This window comes from Enterobacter sp. HMSC16D10 (assembly GCF_001807145.1).
Lineage (GTDB): Bacteria > Pseudomonadota > Gammaproteobacteria > Enterobacterales > Enterobacteriaceae > Enterobacter > Enterobacter roggenkampii.
On record NZ_KV787921.1, the window covers coordinates 1 to 1406 of the forward strand.

Annotated in this window: 2 protein-coding genes; one reads left to right on the forward strand and one right to left on the reverse strand. The window is 48.7% G+C overall.

What is annotated here, in order from left to right; genetic code table 11:
* The first annotated feature begins 100 nt into the window (after positions 1–100).
* Positions 101–1123, forward strand: coding sequence for an IS110 family RNA-guided transposase (locus HMPREF3143_RS23600; RefSeq protein ID WP_000156887.1), 1023 nt, complete (start codon positions 101–103; stop codon positions 1121–1123).
* Positions 1124–1223: 100 nt separating this feature from the next.
* Here the strand turns inward: HMPREF3143_RS23600 and HMPREF3143_RS26130 are convergent.
* A partial coding sequence (locus tag HMPREF3143_RS26130; protein WP_081054066.1) for a hypothetical protein occupies positions 1224–1406 on the reverse strand: 183 nt, incomplete at its 5' end.

The following is a 1406-nucleotide window of genomic DNA, read 5'->3' on the forward strand; positions in this document are numbered from 1 at the left end:
CAAAAAACGACCTTAACGAATGGAAGGGACTTCCCCTGATTATGCGCCTGATTAACTCTTGTGCAATCATGGGGTACACATCGTCCCGGAGGAATTCGTTATGACTATCACGACTGTCGGTATCGATCTTGCTAAAAATGTGTTTGCTGTTCACGGTGTTGATCAAAATGGTAGAACTGTTCTGGTTAAGCCTAAAGTATCGCGTGCTGCACTTCCTGAGTTAATTGCAAGTTTGCCTCCCTGTGTTATCGGGATGGAAGCATGCTCCGGGGCTCACTACTGGGCAAGATTGTTTCGGCAGTATGGTCATGAGCCACGTCTGATGGCTGCTAAGTTTGTATCGCCTTATCGTATGGCCGGAAAATCAGGAAAAAATGATGCAGCTGATGCTCAGGCTATCTGTGAAGCTGTTCGTCGTCCGCATATGCGGTTCGTACCAGTGAAAGACGAAAGCCAGCAGGCCATGCAGTGTTTACATCGTACCCGTCAGGGTTTTATCGAAGAGAAAACAGCAACGTATAATCGTCTGCGAGGATTGATATCTGAATTCGGTGTCATCGCGCCACAAAGTGCTGATGCCCTGCGCCACATGGTTTCTGTGCAGAAGAGCTCTTTACCGCTTCAGGTTCAGCAATGTGTTGATGATTTGATGGAACACGTTGATCGCATTGAAGCTAACATCACTGAATATGACCGAATTTTGTCCCACATAGCCAAAACAGATCATCGCAGTCAGCGGCTGATGGAGCTAAAGGGCGTTGGTCCCACAACGGCCTGTGCACTGGTCGCCAGTATCGGTAATGCACATGATTTTAAAAATGGACGTCAACTGGCAGCCTGGCTGGGGCTGACGCCATCACAATACAGCAGCGGGGGAAAGTCGAAACTCGGCAGGATCACAAAAGCCGGTGATTCGTATCTGCGAACGCTTCTGGTTCAGGGGGCTCGTTCAGTGCTTATTGGCGCCGGGAAAAGGACTGACTCATTCAGCCGTTGGGTTTGTATGTTGGTTGAGCGCAGAGGGTACTGGCGGGCTGTTGTGGCCATCGCCGCCAAAAATGCGCGGCTGTGTTGGGCATCACTACATTACGGTGATGATTTCCGGCTGTACTCAGTCAACTAAAGCTCGAAGCTGTATAACCATCTGACCTGCAATTCGTTGATGATAAAGGGTTAGACCCCGTGAGGCCTATCTGGCTATTGTACAGGATATACGTATCCGCTTAACGAACAAGAACCTCACGCGCGTCTTTCATCAGGGCCCGAATCGATGACGATTCATCATGGCCGTTTATAGTACCGCAGTCTCTCCCCTTTATTTTTACTGAAGAGCAGACAGAAACCATAAATACCGGCTTTGACATGCCGGGGAAGTCCTTATAGTACAATAATTTTCGATATCCAAA